Origin of the sequence: uncultured Parabacteroides sp. (genome assembly GCF_905196875.1) — a bacterium.
In the GTDB taxonomy this organism is placed as follows: domain Bacteria; phylum Bacteroidota; class Bacteroidia; order Bacteroidales; family Tannerellaceae; genus Parabacteroides.
Genome location: NZ_CAJJWO010000012.1, coordinates 1 through 18605, shown reverse-complemented (window position 1 = coordinate 18605; position 18605 = coordinate 1). Strand labels below are relative to the sequence as shown.

At 43.4% G+C, this 18605-nt stretch carries 10 protein-coding genes; 7 read left to right on the top strand and 3 right to left on the bottom strand.

Features of this window, described 5'->3' with window-relative positions; genetic code table 11:
• Positions 1–129 precede the first annotated feature (129 nt).
• From QZ076_RS06540 to QZ076_RS06530, 3 genes are read left to right on the top strand one after another with little or no spacing between them, the layout of a single operon-like run.
• Positions 130–2490: a TonB-dependent receptor gene (locus QZ076_RS06540; protein ID WP_293711482.1), complete on the top strand. Its 2361-nt coding sequence runs from the start codon at positions 130–132 to the stop codon at positions 2488–2490.
• A 12-nt stretch (positions 2491–2502) separates the two neighbouring features.
• The gene (locus QZ076_RS06535; RefSeq protein WP_293711480.1) at positions 2503–3807 is read left to right on the top strand and encodes a hypothetical protein; all 1305 of its coding nucleotides are present in this window, start codon (positions 2503–2505) and stop codon (positions 3805–3807) included.
• A 16-nt stretch (positions 3808–3823) separates the two neighbouring features.
• Positions 3824–5284 carry a PepSY domain-containing protein gene (locus QZ076_RS06530; RefSeq protein ID WP_293711478.1) on the top strand — a complete coding sequence of 487 codons (1461 nt, stop codon included), beginning with the start codon at positions 3824–3826 and terminating at the stop codon, positions 5282–5284.
• A gap of 8 nt (positions 5285–5292) precedes the next feature.
• Here the strand turns inward: QZ076_RS06530 and QZ076_RS06525 are convergent, their stop codons facing one another.
• From QZ076_RS06525 to QZ076_RS06515, 3 genes are all read right to left on the bottom strand, one after another.
• Entirely contained in the window at positions 5293–6624 is a 1332-nt protein-coding gene (locus tag QZ076_RS06525) for an MATE family efflux transporter (protein WP_293711476.1), read from the bottom strand.
• An 87-nt stretch (positions 6625–6711) separates the two neighbouring features.
• Positions 6712–8520 carry a TonB-dependent receptor gene (locus QZ076_RS06520; protein ID WP_293711473.1) on the bottom strand — a complete coding sequence of 603 codons (1809 nt, stop codon included), beginning with the start codon at positions 8518–8520 and terminating at the stop codon, positions 6712–6714.
• 9 nt (positions 8521–8529) lie between these two features.
• Positions 8530–11529 carry a tetratricopeptide repeat protein gene (locus tag QZ076_RS06515; RefSeq protein WP_293711470.1) on the bottom strand — a complete coding sequence of 1000 codons (3000 nt, stop codon included), beginning with the start codon at positions 11527–11529 and terminating at the stop codon, positions 8530–8532.
• A 213-nt stretch (positions 11530–11742) separates the two neighbouring features.
• Between QZ076_RS06515 and QZ076_RS06510 the strand changes: the two genes are divergently transcribed.
• From QZ076_RS06510 to QZ076_RS06495, 4 genes are all read left to right on the top strand, one after another.
• Positions 11743–12330, top strand: a complete 588-nt coding sequence (locus QZ076_RS06510) for an RNA polymerase sigma-70 factor (protein ID WP_293711467.1) — start codon at positions 11743–11745, stop codon at positions 12328–12330.
• Between the two features lie 43 nt (positions 12331–12373).
• Positions 12374–13318, top strand: a complete 945-nt coding sequence (locus tag QZ076_RS06505; protein ID WP_293711464.1) for a FecR family protein — start codon at positions 12374–12376, stop codon at positions 13316–13318.
• Positions 13319–13599: 281 nt separating this feature from the next.
• Positions 13600–16881, top strand: coding sequence for a SusC/RagA family TonB-linked outer membrane protein (locus QZ076_RS06500; RefSeq protein WP_293711461.1), 3282 nt, complete (start codon positions 13600–13602; stop codon positions 16879–16881).
• A gap of 19 nt (positions 16882–16900) precedes the next feature.
• Entirely contained in the window at positions 16901–18394 is a 1494-nt protein-coding gene (locus tag QZ076_RS06495) for a RagB/SusD family nutrient uptake outer membrane protein (RefSeq protein WP_293711458.1), read from the top strand.
• The last annotated feature ends 211 nt before the right edge of the window (positions 18395–18605 follow it).

The window sequence follows — 18605 nt, the reverse complement described above, 5'->3', positions numbered from 1 at the left end:
TCGGGAGATAAGGCTAAAAACATATGAGAAAGAACATTCATCTACTTTACCGGAGGTTCTGCCTGTTCATGTGTTCTATTGTTTCTTTCATCGAAAGCATGTAAAAAAACAATTAATGAATTTAGTGAAATGAGAGGTTTCATACATGTACTTCTGTTATTAATTTGTTTGTTCCCTGCCAGTCTGGTGGCACAGAATAAAGTGATTTTATCCGGCGAAGTGAAGGAAAAGGATGGAACACCGCTTCCGTTGGCAACTGTCGCTATAGAAAATACGACTTCGGGAACATATACTGACGATCGGGGACGTTATTCACTGTCGGTAACTCCCGGCAAACGTACCCTTATAATTACCCTGTTAGGTTACAACACTATAAAGACCGTTGTCGATATCCGTAAGAATACGACAATGAATTTCACGATGGAAGAAAATTCCATAACCCTGAATTCGGTTGAAGTGTACGGTAAAACGAAAACCCAACAGGTAAAAGAAAGTGCTTTTTCTGTCAACGCGTTGGATGTAAAACCACAGATCAATACTCTGAAGAATCTGAATGAAATGGTGAACCGTACAACCGGCATTAAGATCCGGGAAGAAGGTGGAGTCGGTTCAGACTTTGACTTGTCTATTAACGGAATGTCGGGTAACTCCGTTCGTTATTTTATCGACGGAATGCCTTTGGACGCCAAAGGTAGCGGTGTTTCACTAGCTAACCTGCCTGTCAATATCATCGACCGGATCGAAATTTATAAAGGAGTGGTACCTGCCAGCCTGGGAGCAGATGCGTTGGGGGGCGCGATCAACATTATTACTAACGAGGTGAAGAAGAATTACCTGGATGTTTCATATGGTATCGGTTCTTTTCATACGCACAAGGCTGATTTGAATGCACAATTTGTAGATTCAAAGACTGATTTGATCATCAGACCGACTATCGGAGTCAATTATTCGAAGAATGACTATAAGATGAAGGATGTTGAAGTGTGGGATGAAAGTGCACGTGATTTTGTTTTGGTAGACCGTAAACGTTTTCATGATGATTATTTCTCTTTTCTGGGACAATTGGAAGTCGGGTTTGTCAATAAATCCTGGGCGGATGCATTCTTTATTTCAGGTTCTTATTCTAAAGTAAATAAGGATTTGCAGACCGGTTCTATCCAAAGTAAAGTATATGGTATGGCAGAAAGAAAGGTGGATGCCTGGAATATTTCAGCTCGTTACCTGAAACAGGATTTTTTGATCAAAGATTTAAAACTAAATGCCTCTCTTTCGCATACCTGGGATCATTCACTGACAGTCGATACTGCATTTCGTAAATATGACTGGAATGGAGATTACATCAATAGTTCACGAAACGAAATTACCGGACGTGACCGTTCGTTACGTCATTATAAACGTCCGCTGACCATTATCCGTACCAACTTAGATTACCGCTTTAACAACAATCATTCTCTGAACTTGAATTATTTGTTAAGCCGTACAGGTAATGACCGTTATGACGAGATCGATACCGAATTTGAACCATCGAATGACATATTGGCAAAACACATTTTAGGTCTGTCATACAATCAGTCGTTTTTTAATGGGAAGATGGATAACACATTCTTTGTAAAAGATTATATCAACCATTTGGATATCCAACAACAAGATTTATACTGGATTACCGGTTCTAACAGTATGCCTTCTTCTTCTACGAAAAATAATATAGGTTACGGTCTTGGCACACGTTACTCTTTTTGGGAAGAATTATCATTGAAAGCTTCCTACGAGCACAGTGTACGACTTCCCTTGGCTCGCGAATTACTCGGTAACGGTACAACTATCTATCCGAATGTTAAATTGAATCCGGAGAGCAGTAATAATGTCAATCTGGGTACCTATGGAACAGTTCGTCTGGCATCCGGTCATCTTTTATATTATGAAGCAAACGGATTTTATAGAAATGTGGAAGACTATATTCATGCTGTCATCTCTGAAGCAGAAGGAATGATGCAATATGAGAATGTGTCGAGTGTTGATATCAAAGGGGTAGAGGGAGAAGTTCGTTATACTTGGAAAGATTATCTGCAAGCAATAGTCAATTGCAGTTATCAGGATGCCCGTGATAAACAGGAATATAAAACAGATGGAAAGCCGTCTATCTCCTATAATAATAAAGTACCGAATCGTCCATGGCTCTTCAGTAATGCGGAACTGAATGTCACTTTACGCGATCTGTTCCAGAAAAACAGCAAGTTGCGTCTGGGATATCATTATCAGTATGTGCATTGGTTTTTCCTGACTTGGGAAGGGTTTGGGGTATTAGATAGTAAATCGAAAATCCCGACACAGCATCTGCATACAGCGACTCTTTCTTATTCATGGAATAAGGAACGGTATAATATCTCACTAGAGTGTAATAACCTTTTTGATGATACATTATATGATAACTATATGCTCCAGAAGCCGGGGCGTTCGTTCTTCTGTAAATTTAGGCTATTCATTAATTAAATGTATATATAAATGAAAAAGTTTCAATTATTTGCCTGCGCATTTGCCGCAGTTTTATTTAGTTTATCTTTTAATGCTTGTTCGGATGATGATCCGGAAATTGATCCCGAAAAACCTGAGAATCCTGAAGAACCTGAAGAACCGGAAACACCGGCTTCTACCACTCACTTTGACCTTTGGGTAACAGTTGGTGCTACTGGCGGTATGGGGTCTACTGATGCTGTCCTGGTAAAAAGCGTAGATTCTTTGACTGAACAACCTACTATCGACTTTAAGAATGATGGTGTGGATGTTACGGCTACTATAAAAGAAGAAACAATCTACAAAGGCAAATACTATTATCAGGTTCCTGTCTCTGCAGATCGTTTTGCAAAATATCAGATTGTAGGAAATAAGTTGGAAACGGTTGCTCAACAGATTTTTGTTAAGAATGTCTTTAAAGACCGTCGTTATACTCATGCCTGGATCGATGATAATACATTGGTTATCATGGCTGCTAATGGTGCAGCAGATAAAGTGATCTGGACTAAACTGAATGCAACGGATATGAGTATTTTGGGCGAAGGTGAACTAGCTCTGGAAGCTCCGCAAGGTGATAAGTTCAGTACTTCCGGTTTAGCAAAATATAGAAAATCAGATGATAAGATTATCTATTTCTACCAGCATAAGAAAGAAACTAAAAACTTCTACGCTGCTTTTATCAATGCAAAAGATATGACAGTTGAAAAAGAAGTGAAAGAAGATCGAGCTGAAATGATGGCCGGTACGGCTTATGGCGAATTGCTGCAGGATAAGATGTTCTTTGATGAAAACGAAAACCTGTATCTGGCATGTAATAATGTTATCGAGGGTGCACCGAGCACAACTCAGCAATATGGTCGCTTACTCCGTATCAAGAAAGGTGATTTGGATTTTGATAAATCTTATTTAGGACATGATTACAGTAAAGGTAAAATAATCACTGCCAGCTATCTGACAACAGGTAAAGCTCTTCTTTACATCATGGATCCGGATTATACCGGAGCAACAGGCTGGGGGGCTGCCTACAACTGTTATTATGCAACTCTGGATCTTACAACCGATGAAAGAACTGAGTTCCAGTATGAAGGTAAACATTTGCCTTTTAGCAGCGGAAACTTCTCACAGCGTTCTCTGGTTGACGGCGACAAAGCTTATATCGGTGTAAATCCTGAAACAACAAAACCTTGCATATATATATATGATATTAAGACCGGTGAGATGACAAAAGGTCTGACAATTGCTGAAGGTTACGGATTCGACCGTATTACATTAATGGATAATGCCGACGCAAAATAATAAATAGATAATTATAATGAAGAAGGGTGCTCATTTCTTGTTTGGTTTACATCGGATTGCAGGGACTATTATAGCTTTGTTTTTCCTGATGTGGTTTATTTCCGGGTTAGTGTTGGTCTATCATAGTTTTCCCCGGGTGGATAAAACCGTTCAATATGAGAAAATGGAAATGCTCCCTTCTTCATTGCCTGATATTGCTGACTATCTGGGACAGATCCCGGATGGCAGTAAGATCCGGAAAATAAACGTCCGCCAGTTTCAGGGACAGACATTGTTCTCAGTGGCGACAAACGATAGTACGTATACTTTTTGTACTGACACCTTACAACCCGTTAAACCGGTTACATTCGATTATATCGTGCAGGTTGCCCGGGATTGGGTAAATGCTCCCATATTGAAAGTAGATACGCTTCATAAGCGCGAACAATGGATCATGTATAGCCGTTATGTGCGGGAAATGCCTGTTTATAAATTCTATTTTGATGATAAAGATAAGCATCAGCTTTATATAGCTGCCCGTTCCGGGGAAGTGCTTCAGTTTACCTCTTCTATCCAACGTTTCTGGGCCTGGGTAGGATATATTCCTCATACTTTTTATATCCCTTTCCTACGCCAGAATACCGATGCTTGGACAAATACGCTGACTGTTGCCGGAATCATAGGTATGCTGGCCGGATTGACAGGTTTATATGTCGGTATTACAGCCATTTACAGAAGATATAAGCAGAAAAGGACATTAGAAATTCCATATCGTAAACGCTGGTATCGCTGGCATCATATACTGGGATTGATTCTCGGTATATTCATAGTTACCTGGGGATTGAGTGGTGCTCTTTCTTTGCAAAGAATACCTCGTTGGATTATTAATATAGAGGGAGATTACAGTGTTAGTCCGGAAAAACTCCGCGGAAAAACTTTCCCTTTGAATAACTATAAACTGGATTACAGACAACTCAAAAAAGCTTATCCGGATTTGAAACAGGTAGAGTGGACTTACTATGGTGATCTTCCTGTCTATGATATTATTGCTGGAAATCAAAACCTGATGATCGATGCCTCTTTGCCGGAAGTCACGAACTTATTCTTGTCGGAAGAAACGATCGCTCGTGCCATCAGGAAGATGCATGGCGACGATGTGGCTTTCCATATCTCTATGATCGATCGTTATGACGAATATTATCTTTCTATTGATAATACCCGTCCATTACCCGTCTATAAAGTAGACGTCGACAATTACGACCGTAGTGTTTATTATATCGATCCGACTACCGGAAATCATAAATACCTCAACACCAACCGGAGGGTAAAGAAATGGCTGTTCAGCGCTTTTCATTATCTGGATATCCGCTGGCTGGTAGAAAGACATACTTTGTGGACTATCGCCCTGTGGACGCTATGCCTGGGGGGAGCTCTTCTCTCCTTTACAGGAGTATGGCTGGGTGTAAAATATATCTACCGGAAGCTAAGGAGGAGATAAACATATTTTCACTTCAATATTTTCTTCTGCAACGCCCGGAACCAGATAAAAGCTACAACCCCTTTCAGCATGCTGGAAATACTGATGGCCCACCAAACTCCGACAATACCTAATCCCATGGCTGATAAGGCAATTGCCATCGGGATACGTAGCGAGTTGAATGTTATGCTGATAATGGCGGGAGGAACCGTACGGCCTGTACCGTAGAATAACCCTTGCATCGTTATTTCAAGCATCATGAATAACATCGAATAACCATCTATCCTGAGGAAAATGCCTCCGGCTTCATAGGCCTCTTTCTGGGGGACGATGAGCGAGAATACCTCACTGCCGTAGAATACGAACAGTAAAGTACAAAGAATACCGAACACGGTTGTCATCTTCAATGTCGTGTGATAGGCCTCCAACACTCTGTTCTTCTCGGAAGCTGCATAGTTTTGAGCAACAAATGCGCTAAGTGCCGTACTGAATCCCTGGGAGGTATTCCAGGCGATGGCTTCTATCTGTCCTCCGGCCGTGAGTGTCATTAACCCTATATGTCCGCCGTAGGTAGATGCCGTGCGTGCCATGAATATGTTGATAATGGCAAATAATGTGTTTAGCATGGCAACCGGTAAGCCTAGTTGCAGAATCCTTTTTGAATAACTCTTCTTTAGTTTGACAAAGAAGGTGAAACCTCCCAATAACCTGCTTCTCCATTTCAATTGATAGATGAACAGGGCGCAAACTGTAGCTTGCGACAGCCAGGTGGCCCAGGCTGCTCCGGCAGTCCCCATGTTGAACACAAAGATGAATACCGGGTCGAGTATCATATTTATGATAAGTCCTGTTCCACTGATGTAGAACGGGATTTTACTTAATCCGGCTGCATTGTGGATACCCGTGAAAGCGGCTGACAAAAAGATGAAAGGGAAGGCGGTAGATATGATCCGCAGATACTCAACCGCACTTGCTGCGATGGGAGCTTCCAGTTTATAGACTCCGATAACAGGATTGGCAAACACAAAAAGAAGCAACCCCCAACAGATGGAAATGATCAGGGCGATAGTCAGGTTATGGGAAGAATAACTTCGTGCATCTTCCTCGTTCCCAGCCCCGATACTTTGTCCAACGCTCACTTCCGAACCTACTTTGTTGAGTAAGGAGATAGAGTTGGTCATCCAGGTCAGAATACCTACGGCACCGATGGCGGCAACAGCTTCACTACCCAGACGTCCTACCCAGGCCATATCGGTGATACTGTAAGCCATCTGTATGAAAGATGTTCCCATAATCGGCAGTGCCAGATTGAATAGCTGTCGCCGGATGGGGCCTTGTGTCAGGTTCTTTGTTCCTTGCATGTTTGTCTTATTTGGGTGCAAAAGTAGGAATAAAAAAGGAGAACCCGATAGCGGATTCTCCTCTCTGTTATGTTTCTTTCTATTGGATTAGAAATTGATATTCACTCCGATCATCGCACTGAACTTCTGCAACGGGTAGCCGTAGTAGAGTTCGTATTTCTGGAACAGTACGTTGTTTAGTTTCAGATACAGGCCGAAGGTGTCGTTGAAGTTGTAAGCACCTGTCAGGTTCAGTTCGTTGATGTTGTCCATATCTTGCGTTATACCGTATACTTCAGCTTTTCTACCTGTTGCCAGATAGTAATCCAAAGAGGCTGAAAGGTTTTTGATTGGACGGACAGTGACACCTGCATTCAGTTCCATTTTCGGTTTGCCGATCGGATCGATCTTGCCTCCGGGTATATAGTCGTCTCCCAACTCCATTTTCCAATTATTGTAAACTCCTTTCAGCTGGATGTCGACTAATTGCTGGAAACTATATTTCAGATTGGCTCCCACATAAAGCTGTTTGGTGTCGATACCGTCTCTTATGGTGCAGATATTGCCAAAGTCATTCTCGTAAAAATTGTTGTAAGTGTTAAAGAAATAATCGTCGCTTATTATTTTGTAGCCGCCGAAAATATCGAACCAGAAGCCCGGAGCTATGCCGCTTTTGATACCTAATTTGGCATCCAGCCACTCCCGTGAAGGATTGACCGATTCGCTGGGATCGGCATAACGGTTGATTCGCGATATGTCATACATACTGTTGGAGTGAAGGTCGCCACCCGCCACTGCATATAGAACTGTCTTTTCTGCTACTTCAACGTCGGCAGCGATATCCGGTGAAGCAGTAAATGTATTACCTGAATCATCATCCAATCCGGCTACGATCATCACCTTTGCACCTAATTTGACATTCCAGCTATCTCCTTCTATTTTATAGTATGGATTTAATACGGCACTCGTATAGTTGTCTAAGTCATAGGAGTAGAACTTGCCGGGAGTAATTATTCCCGGAGCAATCTTTTTATCATCCGGTGAAGAATAATTGAAATATTCGACTCTACCGGCCAGACCTATTTTCTGATTCCCATTGAAAGGAGCATTGAAGTCGAAGTTTAGTATTACTGTATGTTCGGTAGGGCCGTCATTGTCTATACCAAGACCGTACTTATAGGAAAAGTTGGTGTAATCTACTCCGATATAATAGCCAAAGGGTGCTCCGTCTACCGACCCGACACCGATCTTTCCCTGAATTGTCTGGTCTACCTGACTGGTTGTCCTGTCTGCTTTTTCCAGTAGCTCTTCTGTTGGTAAAGCGGAAGCGCCATTGACCGGCAGTCCGTAGTAGTTGAAAGCAGAATAGCCGTATTTGATACCCATATCGAGGAATGCTCTCGGGAATACATGCTTGAAATTAAGACCTCCCATATTATCGTTCAGCTTCGCTTTTACCTTTTCATCTATCTGCAGGTATTTCACCTTGCCGTTAGTAGAGCGGTGAGAGAACCAGATATTCAACTGATCTTTGTCGGTGCTGAGGATGTGATATCCCAGGTCGCCATTCAGGTTCAGATACGTACCGGCGCCGAAGTTGAAATAACCACGGCGTTTGTTGTATTGAATATCCGTCATGATGCTGCCCGAAGGAAGCAGACTGATCTCTTTCGCCGGGTCGGCTGGCACTGTAAAGTTGGCATAGTCGATCGGCATCTTTTTCACTGTCGGCTCCTTGATGACCGGTAGGGTGTTGACTTTACTTGCGTCCTGTACCGAAGGATCGTATTCGCGTTCGAGCGTCATTTCCCGGTCCAGATTCTGTTTCTTCGAAGTATCTTCCTGTGCATTGACTGTGGCTGCTGTTCCCAACAGGGCAACGACACACAGTGTTTTTACATTATATATAGTCTTCATTGTATTCAATTATTGCTTTAGTTTACCTAATCTATCCTCTATCATGCCGGCAATTTCGTCGTCTCCCTTATAGTTATTCTTCAGGTTGTTCAAATAAGCACGAGCCTGAAGGTCGTCTCCCTGGCGGATATAAATATCAGCCCACAGGATAAAGCCACGTGCCAACCAATACTGGTGAGGCGTACCGTTCTTAGCAAAATCTTCCAGAACCTTTTCGGCATTCTTGTCGTCTTTGGTGTCATAGAAGTACTGAGCCAACAGATATTTGGCTTCGGCACCGTGAACCGTACGAGTATCTTTGCTAAGAACCTTCAGGTCTTCAAGCGCTTTGCCCGGTTGCTTATGGTCTATATATGCCTTGGCACGGATATAGCGCGCTTCGGCTTCTACTTCAGGAGACAGTTTCGGATCTTTCAGTAGTTCGTTGGCAGCGAGTTGTGCTTCTTCCTGCTGTCCGGTTTGCAGAGCGCAACGCATGATACCCAGACGGGCTGCCTGTTTGTTTTCCGGATTCTCTGCGATAAGTTGCAAGCGTTTGAAGGTTTCCAGTGCCGTAGCGAAGTTCTGGGTGAGATACTGCATTTCTGCCGTACGTGCCACCGATTCTTCGAGGAATTTCGTATCGCCGTTATCGATAACCGCTTTGAAGCGTTGCAGGGCTTCGTCATATTCTTTCTTGGCAAAAGCGATACTTCCCAGGTAATAGTTGGCATTCGAACTGAAAGCTCCTTCCGGGAATGTCTGCAGATAGTTGATCAGGCTGCGACGTGCTTCTTCGTTGTTGCCGCGGTTAAACAGTTTCTCGGCTGCGATATAAGTCAGCGAATCCTGTTCGCCCACTTCCAGGCGGACGTTGCCGCCTATCGAATTTACGTAGTTGGCATACGCGTTGATATCGTTCAGGTCGATGTAAACCGACTTTAAGTCTTGCAGAGCAACTCTTGCTTCTTCGCTTCCTGGATAGTTGCTGATCACCTTTTTATAGGCCTCGGCCGCTTTCTCCGGTTGGTTGTCGTTGAAGTAGAGCAGACCCAACTGGATACCGGCTTTACGTGCCAGACTGCTTTGCGGGAATCGTTGAACCAACGATTCGAAAGCCTGGGCGGCCTGTGAACTGTTATCCAGTAACACATAAGAACGTCCCTTTTCAAAAAGGGCATCGTCTACATATTGTGATTCAGGATAGTCGCGGATCAGGCGATCCATCATATTGATCTTTCCTTTATAATCTTTCTGCAAGCCTAGCAGGAATCCTTTCTGGTAAACTGAATAATCTCCGGCAGAGGGTTGCAGTTGTGCGGCACGCGAATAGTTTTCTTCGGCTTGTGCGAACTGGCGGTTCTGATACAAGCAGTCGCCGATACGGTTGTAAGCGTCTGCCAGGGCCGGAGCATTCTGGTTACTTTCCAGATCGACATACTGGCGGAAGCGGTTTTGCGCTTCTCCGTATTCTTTCAGTTTGAAGTAGCAGTATCCCAGGTTATAATGAGCCAGTGCATACATGTCGGTGTTGCGCTGGCGGGTATTGTTCAGGTAAGTACGGTAGTCGGAAATTGCATTCCGGTATTCTCCCAGGCGGTAGTAAGATTCGCCGCGCCAGAAGTAAGCGTCGTTGCGCGATTCCATATTATAGCTGCCCAGATTGATTGCCTGCGTGAAGAGGTCGACCGCTTCATCCAGTTTCATATTGGTAAATGCCTGTGTACCGAGCTGGAACAGGATGTCCTGTTTCGCTTCCAGTATCTTTGTGCTCGGACGGTTGATCTTATTGATCGAGTTGAGGGCAGCCTGATAATTCTTTGTCGTCAGGTAGACTTCCACCAAATAATCGTTTACCTTATCTGCATATTGTGAGTTCGGGAAGTCATTCAGGAAGTCTTCGAAGATCGTAACCGATTCACCGAATCCGGTGAATGCTGTTTCGTGGATCAGGAGGGCGTAGTTGAACATGGCCGTTTCCTTGATCTGTTTGTCGAACGAAGAGGTGGCTGCCGCTTCGAATGCCATACGGGCGTTGTTTTTGTCGTTCAGCTTCAGATAGCTTTGTCCGAGATAGAGGTAAGCATTCTGTGAAAGCGCGTCGTCTTCACGAACGGTTTGCGACAAGGCGTTGACGGCACTGTTATAGTTGCCTTTATTATAATAGCAAACTCCCAGGATATACAGGTCGCCCCGCAGCGGACTGTCGGTAGACGATACGTATTTGCTTAACATGTTGATCGCCTTGTCCTGATTTCCCAGGTGATAGTAAGAATTACCTAAGACACGGTAGATCTCGCTATTGTTTTTGCTGTTGGGATAGGAGGAGAGGAGTTCTTCCCCTTCGCTGATAACCTTTTCGTATTTATTCTGTATAAAATAGATCTGTGTGATGTAATATAACGACTGTTCGCGGTAGTCCGGCATTTCTTTCAGGCGGCTGAATTCGACCAGTGCGTTATTATATTTGCCGGTAGCGTAATCGATATAGGCCACATAATAGGTAGCCGCTTCGCGATACTGTGTCCCGACCTGCTGGATACGTGAAAAATATCCGCGTGCTTTATCCATCTCCCCTGTTTGTAACAGCGAGTAGGCCAGGCGGAAGCTGTAAGTTTCCTGCTGTTCCGGGCTAAGCATGTCGATATTCGATTCGTTGAACCAGAAAATCGCTTTCTGGTATTCGCCACGTCCGAAATGAACCGAACCGATCAGGAAGTTCACCTCATCGCTGTGACGTGATGCCGGATAGTCTTCCAGGTAATCTTTCAATAGTTGGTCGGCATTGGGACGCCCCTGTTCGTAAGCCGCATATACGATCATATAATCGGCTTCCTGGACCAGGTCTGCATCTTTCGAATGCTGTTTGTAAGCTTCCAGCTTATCGATGCAACCCGGATAATTCTTTAAACTAAACAATTCTTTACCTTCTATGAACAAACGGTCCGGTGCCTCAAACTGGTACGACCGTTGCCCGCTAGCCACATGACTTCCTACCACCAGGCACAGTGGAATAAGTATTCTTTTCATCACTCCTTCGCTTTAATGTACAGATATTAAACAGTCTCTGTTAGTTCTAAGTTGCAAATATAAAGAATAACATACAAATGCTAAGTAAGTTATTAACAAAAAGAATTAATATTTGAAATCATAAACAGAATGACCGGGAGTAAATAATCGCCTGACAGATGTATTTTGGCACAAAAATGTTTTATATTTACATTTTTTTATGGGATAAAAGGAATGAGTGGATCGGAAGACATAAAGACATTGAGTGAACTGTTGGAAAGCTATAAAGGCCGTTTTATCAGTTTTGCCAGTTCATATGTACAGGATTCGGCAATAGCGGAAGACTTTACAATGGAGGCCTTTATGGATTATTGGGAAATGCGCGACATGCTGCAACCCGATTCGAATATTCCTGCCTATATCTTGACGTTGATCAAGCATAAATGTCTGAACCATCTGAAGCGGAAACAGTTGCAGGATGATATATCCCAACGTATCCGGGCCGTGGCCGAATGGGAACTGAATGTACAGATCTCCTCACTGAAGGTCTGTGAACCTACGGAACTTTTCACGGCCGAAATAAGAGAAATAGTAAACCGGACCTTGCGGCAGTTACCCGAACAGACACGGCGCATTTTTCTGATGAGCCGTATCGAGAATAAAACCCGTAAAGAAATAGCCGAAGAATTGAATATGACTTCTAAAGGTGTGGAATACCATATAGCCAAAGCTTTGTCCCTCCTTCGTGTTAATCTGAAGGATTATTATATCTTCCTTCCTTTTTTGTTTTATAATATGCAATATTTAACACTTTCTAACTAGGCACTCGCTTCTCCTGATTTCTATATAGGCAGAAACAGGAAAAATGGAGAAAGAATTACTATATAAGTTTTTTGCAGGTACTGCCACCCTGGAAGAAAAGGAGCGTATTATGCAGTGGATGGAATCGGTTCCGGAAAATAAGCAGCTATTTCTGAAAGAGAGGAAACTTTACAATGCCGTTCTGTTGAACAGCGAGCCTGTACCGGTGTCGAATGCCGAAAAGCGGAAACAGCTTCGGACACCTTCCGTTTTCGTGCGTTTCCTTCGTATAGCGGCTATGATCGTTATAACTTTCGGGCTGGGATATTTTACCCGGATCACCCGGGAAGCGAACAGGCCTGTCGCCATGCAGACCATCTCTGTCCCGGCAGGTCAGTGTGTCAATCTGACGTTACCCGACGGTAGTAATATCTGGCTGAATGCACAGACAACCATACAATATCCGGTCTCTTTCAACAGCAAGGAGCGTCAGGTGAAATTGGATGGTGAGGCTTATTTTGAAGTGGCGAAAGATAACAAAAGGCCTTTTATTGTAAATACGAAAGAATGTAATGTAGAGGTGTTGGGCACAAAGTTCAACGTAGATGCTTATTCATCCAGGGATAAGTTTGAAACGGTACTGATGGAAGGTTTGGTCAAAGTGTCTCTCCATAATAATCCGTTGGAAACTGTTTTGTTGAAACCCAATAATAAAGTGTATCGTTCGAACGGCAGGCTCCTAACCGGAAAAATGGATAATTATGAAAGATACCGTTGGAAAGAGGGCCTGATCTGTTTCCAGGACGAACCGTTCAGGGGAGTCATGGAAGATTTCGAGAAGTTCTACGGGGTGAAAATTATGGTGAACAATCAGAAAGTAACGAAATATCTGTATACCGGAAAATTCAAGCAGACGGATGGTCTTGATTATGCACTTGGCCTGTTGCAGAAAAACATTCACTTTACCTATCAACGTGACCGGGAAAATCACGTGGTATATATTAATTAATGAAATAATAACCTTTTAAATCTGATAGCCTATGGTATAGTAAGTAATTTTAATAAAAATGCCGGCTGATGGTGACGCATCAACCGGCAGAGATTTCTAACACAATTAACTAATTGTATTATTTTGAAACACACAAATGTATGAAAAAAAATACTTTACAGGGATACTTTTGCCCAAAAAGTCCCAACCTTAAACAACTCTTTAGAATTATGCGAATAACTACATTCTTATTATTGGTCTGTATTTTTTGTTCGTTTGCCTCTACTTCACATTCCCAAAATATGCGGGTAAGCATAAGTAAATCAAGTACGCAGTTAAACAAGATTTTCTCTGAAATCGAGAAACAGACAGAATATCTGTTTGTATATAACAATCAGATAGATGTGAATCGTAAAGTTTCCGTAAAAGTAAAGGACAAACAGGTAACCCAGGTCCTGGACGAACTGTTCCGGGATACGAACATCGATTATATGATTCAGGGAAACCATATCGTTTTGTCCTCGAAGGAAAATAATATTATCGCACAACAGCAGCAGCAGGGTAGTCGCCGGATCTCAGGTGTTGTTATTGACGGCCATGGCGAACCTGTTATCGGAGCCAACGTATTGGTAAAAGGCACGACAATCGGGAATATGACAGATGTGGACGGGAAATTCTCTTTCGAGGTGCCGGATAATGCAATGCTGGTAGTTTCCTACATCGGTTACTTATCGCAGGAAATAAGTACCAGAAACAAATCTATTCTAAAGATCACTTTACAGGAAGATACTCAGAATATTGACGAGATCGTTGTCGTGGGGTACGGTACGATGAAGAAAAGCGACCTGACAGGTGCCTCCGGTTCTGTAAAGGAAGATGCTTTGGCGCAACGTACGGTTACTTCTTTCGGACAGGCTTTGTCGGGCAGGGTTTCCGGTGTGAATATCTCCACCAACTCGGGCCGTCCGGGCGGACGCGCCTCTATCCGTATCCGTGGTAACTCTTCCATCAGCGTGACGAATGATCCGCTGTACGTCGTAGACGGTGTTATATTGAACGTCAGTACATTGACGAACGGTACTTCTCCGATCGACTACCTGAACCCGAATGACATCAAATCGGTAGAGGTTTTGAAAGATGCATCTGCAACAGCTATCTACGGCGCACGTGGAGCCAACGGTGTGATCCTGATTACCACCAAGAAAGGCGAAGGAATGGGAACAACCATCCGTTATGATACGGACTTCGGTGTAGGTATCCTTCCCAAAAAGCTGGATGTCCTGAATGCTTCGGAATTTTTACAACTGGAAGAACTGGCTTATGCCAATGCTCAGAAATTTGATCCTGACGGATGGAAGAATGGAAGTTATAAGGATCCCAAACTGAAAAGAACAGATCCGAGGTTGTTCGATTCAAACGGCCAGCCGTTGTATGATACGGATTGGCAGGATGAAACGATACGGAATGCCTTTTCCCAGACTCACCAGATATCTGTATCCAATACGAAAGGTGGCGATAGCTACGGTTTGTCTGTCGGATTCAGGGGGGAAGACGGTCTGATTATCGAGTCTTACCTGAAACGCTATTCCGCCCGTTTCTTTGTGGATAGCGAACTGACCAAATGGTTGAAGGTTGGGGGTAGTTTGAGCTATGCTTACCAGCAGGAACGCCAGACCGACTCTATGGGCGATGGCGGTATAACCGTAGGACGCCAGATAGTAGAGGCATTGCCTTTCCTTCCTGTTCGTTATGAGGACGGTACTTTTGCCGGAAATAATGACTATCCCGGAATGGAAGGTGGTAACAGTCCTGTGCAGGTTGCCAAAGACCGCAACTACACGATGGAGACACAGACAATGTTGGGTAATGTTTATGCAAATATAACATTAATGCCCGGTCTGGAATTCCGTTCTGTATTAGGAGCCAATATTATTAACCAGAAATCCGGTTATTACGGTGGGCGTCAGTTGATCTGGATCTCTTCGCCCAATGGTAGCGCTTCTGTCGTGAATAACAGGAATAATTCCTGGCAGTTTGAAAACTATCTGACTTACAATAAAGAGTTTGCCCGTATGCATTCGCTGACCGGTATGGTCGGTCTGTCCTGGCAGCATGTCGATAACTCATCGGCGACAGCTTCTGCAACAGGTTTCGAAGATGACTTTTTCCAGTATAATAACCTGGGAATTGGTACTTCTCCTTCGGCTGCATCCAGTGCAAACGCCTATGGTTTGAACTCTTATTTTGCGCGTGTGAATTATGGTTTTAAAAGTAAATATTTATTGACGGCAACAGCCCGTCTGGATGGTTCTTCCAAATTCGGACAGTCAAACAGGTATGCATTCTTCCCATCCGTAGGTGCTGCCTGGCGTATTTCTGAAGAAGCATTCTTAAAACCGGTTACGGCCATCTCCAACATGAAACTGAGAGCCAGTTACGGTTTGACCGGTAACTCGGAAACAGGTGCTTATGCTTCACAGGGAAGTTTAGGAAATTACACGACTGTGTTCGGTAGTTCCAAAGCGTCCGGTATCGGAGTCTCTTCACTGGCTAACCCGGATTTGAAATGGGAAAAGACCTCCCAGGTAAATGCAGGATTGGATATCGGTTTGCTCGATAACCGGATTAATCTGGAAATGGATGTGTATTATAAGAAAACGACGGATATGTTGTTGAATGCACCGGTGCCGGCTTCCAGTGGTTTTACCTCTATCACGAAGAATATCGGTAGCATGAGTAATAAAGGTTTCGAGTTTTCTATCAATACGGTGAATATCCGGAATGAGAACTTTACATGGGAATCGACTTTCAATATCTCCTTCAATAAGAACAAGGTATTGGCATTGAGCGAAGGTGGCGATGATATTTATCCGGGACCGGACATTTTGTCGTCCAGCAATAATATTATCCGTGTAGGTGAACCGGTAGGTTCTTTCTACGGCTACAAACGCCTGGGTACCTGGAGCACGGACGAAGCTGCAGAAGCCGCTAAATATAACCTTCGTCCGGGCGACCTGAAACTTTGGGATCGCAATAACGACGGACAGATCAACGACCTCGACCGTATGATCATCGGTAAAGGTATTCCTGATGGGTACGGAACATTTTCCAACTCGTTCCGTTATAAAAACTTCGATCTGGTTGTCGACCTGCAATATATGTTTGGCAATGATGTGATGGACATCTCTAAACACTCGGCAGAAGACCGCACAGGTATAGCCAACAGCTACAAGACCGTATTGAATGCCTGGACGCCTGAAAACCAGAATACAATGATTGCACAGATCAGACCGACCGGTGCAGGATATACAACGAACATCGACTCTCATTTTATAGAAGACGGATCGTTCCTGCGTGGAAAGAACCTGGTGGTGGGATATACATTCCCTTCGGAACTGACCAATAAGTTTTATGTGAAATACCTGAGGATCTACGGTAGTGTACAGAACTTCTTCTTGATCACGAAATACAACGGCTATGATCCGGAAGTATCCGATGCCACACAAACCTTTGCCCAGGGTATAACTGTATTCGGCTATCCGAAACCACGTACGTTTACCATCGGACTGAATGTTAGTTTTTAATTTTAAATACGATTAAATTATGAAAACAAAATATGCACTATTGATATTATCACTGGTTCTGGGGTGCAGCAGTTGTACAGATTTTCTGGATGAATCGAATCCGTCCAACTTTACCCAGCAGAATTACTTCAGAACGGCAGAACATGCCCGTAGCGTAGTGAATTCGATTTATCAGGATTTAAGATATTCGGCCAATGGCGACTATGGAGGTAACCCTTATTTCATGACCGATTTCCAGACCGGACTTGCCGGAACGAAAGTGAGCCAGAATGTCAACATCAATAATATCCGCCTGGTAGTGAATAACTCCGACAACGAATACAGTAAGAGTTGGTGGAACTATACCTACCGTGCAATAGCGAATGCGAACCTGGCCATCACCTATATTCCCGGTATCGAGATGGATAACAGCACAAAGAAGAAATGCCTGGGTGAGGCTTATTTCCTTCGGGCATACAATTATTTTAACCTGGTTCGTCTGTTCGGATCGATACCGTTAGTGCTGGTTCCGGTAGACGCTTCTTCTCCCGAATTATATCCGCAACAGGCTTCTGTGGAGGAAGTTTACAACCAGATTATTTCCGATCTGAAGGAAGCTGAAAAATCAGAATTACCCTGGGTGGATGAGAGTGGTAAAGTAACGATGGCTACCATTAAGTCCGTGTTGGCGAATGTCTATCTGACAATGGCAGGTTATCCGTTGGAAAAGGGAAAAGAATATTACTCGCTGGCTGCATCAAAGGCGAAGGAGGTAATAGATAACGGTAGTTATAAGCTGTTCTCTTCTTACGGCGATCTGCATAATATTGAAATGGAAAATAAAGGGGAACATCTTTTTATGATCCAATATCAGTCGGGAATAGTAGAAAGTCCGTTCCAGAGTCTATATTTACCTTATAATATGGATATCTCTTACTACTCGACCGAAACTGGTTCGGTTGTCGTATTGGATGAATTTATAAATACTTATGAAGAAGGAGATAAGCGGACAGAGGAAGGCGAATTCTATTATACCCAGTTTACTTCGAATGCAAACAGGGAAGAGGTTGTTAAGTTCGGTGCTTATCATATCTTTAAGTTCTTCGATATGGATGCAAATCTGAATACGGCGAAAAGTAGTCTGAATTATCCGTTGCTTCGTTATGCAGACGTTTTATTAATGTATGCCGAAGCACAGAATGAGGCAGACGGAAATCCTTCAGCCGATGCATATTCCTGCGTGAACCAGGTGCGGCAGCGGGCAAACCTGAAGGATCTTAGCGGTTTGTCACAGGATGAGTTCCGTAATGCTGTATGGAAAGAACGTTATCATGAACTGTCTTTTGAAAATAAGATCTGGTTTGATATGGCTCGTACCCGCAAGGTGCTGAACCTGACAACCGGAAAGTTTGATGACTATGTAGGCCATAAATTTACTTACGGACCGACTCTGAGCAAACGGGAGCTGTTATTCCCGATCCCGACCAACGAGATCAAGAATAATAAGAATCTGAATCAGAATGATGGTTATTGAGATAACGGTTATTCAGTAAAATAAAAAAGGTATATTTGCCGGTTGACTTTTCGGAGAAACCGGCAAATATTTTAATAAGGAACAGTTATGAGAAAAAATGTATCAATTCTTGTGTGTCTCGCTTTTTTTTGCTGTCTGGCAGTGCAGGGATTAAAAGCACAACCGACAAGTGGAATTTCTGATTTGAGGACTTTACAGCAGCAATTTGTCG

Excerpts from the sequence above, each read along its gene's own strand:
- QZ076_RS06505 (WP_293711464.1), top strand. The coding sequence starts at position 12,374 with ATGGAGAAAGAATTACTATATAAGTTTTTTGCAGGTACTGCCACCCTG.
- QZ076_RS06535 (WP_293711480.1), top strand. The coding sequence starts at position 2,503 with ATGAAAAAGTTTCAATTATTTGCCTGCGCATTTGCCGCAGTTTTATTT.
- QZ076_RS06520 (WP_293711473.1), bottom strand. The coding sequence starts at position 8,520 with ATGAAGACTATATATAATGTAAAAACACTGTGTGTCGTTGCCCTGTTG.
- QZ076_RS06525 (WP_293711476.1), bottom strand. The coding sequence starts at position 6,624 with ATGCAAGGAACAAAGAACCTGACACAAGGCCCCATCCGGCGACAGCTA.
- QZ076_RS06500 (WP_293711461.1), top strand. The coding sequence starts at position 13,600 with ATGCGGGTAAGCATAAGTAAATCAAGTACGCAGTTAAACAAGATTTTC.
- QZ076_RS06540 (WP_293711482.1), top strand. The coding sequence starts at position 130 with ATGAGAGGTTTCATACATGTACTTCTGTTATTAATTTGTTTGTTCCCT.
- QZ076_RS06495 (WP_293711458.1), top strand. The coding sequence starts at position 16,901 with ATGAAAACAAAATATGCACTATTGATATTATCACTGGTTCTGGGGTGC.
- QZ076_RS06530 (WP_293711478.1), top strand. The coding sequence starts at position 3,824 with ATGAAGAAGGGTGCTCATTTCTTGTTTGGTTTACATCGGATTGCAGGG.
- QZ076_RS06510 (WP_293711467.1), top strand. The coding sequence starts at position 11,743 with ATGAGTGGATCGGAAGACATAAAGACATTGAGTGAACTGTTGGAAAGC.
- QZ076_RS06515 (WP_293711470.1), bottom strand. The coding sequence starts at position 11,529 with ATGAAAAGAATACTTATTCCACTGTGCCTGGTGGTAGGAAGTCATGTG.